The following is a 677-nucleotide window of genomic DNA, read 5'->3' on the forward strand; positions in this document are numbered from 1 at the left end:
AAAGCTTTTTTAGAAAAAGAAGAGATTCCTTTGGCCATCGCTTGGCAAGGGGATTCTCTTCATTTCTACACGAAAGACCGTTCGATTCTAGACAATCATTTAGACCATCTGTTAGAAAAAATGGTTAATGATCCAGAGAAATTAGCTGATTTTACAATGGATAAGTCATTAGACGATGCAATTGATGAGGCTAAATCCCAAATTACTTTTAGACAAGAAGGGGCCGTCAAACAGAAAGAGATGGTGAGATGATGTACAGTGGAAAGAAATTCCTATTATTCTCACTGTTAGGTATCTTACTAGGCTATCTTTTTCATCGTTTGACGCTTTTATATGATTCCTATACTGGAAATACCTTAGATAAATGGACTCATCTTCTAATGGAAGGTCAAGATGAAGTTCTTCAGTCTCCATGGAATGTTTCCTTTACTGGAAAATCAAGTGCTTTTTTTCTACTAGGCTTTGTGATGATGTTGCTGGTCTATCTCTATCTAGAGACTGGTAAAAAACAATACCGAGAAGGAGTAGAATACGGTAGTGCCCGTTTTGGAACTCTAAAAGAAAAGAAGTTTTTTTACGGTAAGGAATTTTCTCATGATACAATCTTAGCCCAAGATGTTCGTCTAACTTTGTTAGATAAAAAGCCACCCCAATATGATAGAAATAAGAATATTGCG

General features: G+C 36.0%; 2 pseudogenes. Both read left to right on the forward strand.

Features of this window, described 5'->3' with window-relative positions:
- Window positions 1-252: pseudogene (locus tag HMPREF2701_RS03535) on the forward strand (hypothetical protein); the annotation flags it as partial.
- Window positions 252-677 (forward strand): annotated as a pseudogene (locus tag HMPREF2701_RS03540) (type IV secretory system conjugative DNA transfer family protein); the annotation flags it as partial. The pseudogenes HMPREF2701_RS03535 and HMPREF2701_RS03540, both read left to right, overlap by 1 nt.

Origin of the sequence: Streptococcus sp. HMSC077D04, from assembly GCF_001808785.1 — a bacterium.
GTDB classification, from domain to species: domain Bacteria; phylum Bacillota; class Bacilli; order Lactobacillales; family Streptococcaceae; genus Streptococcus; species Streptococcus mitis_BX.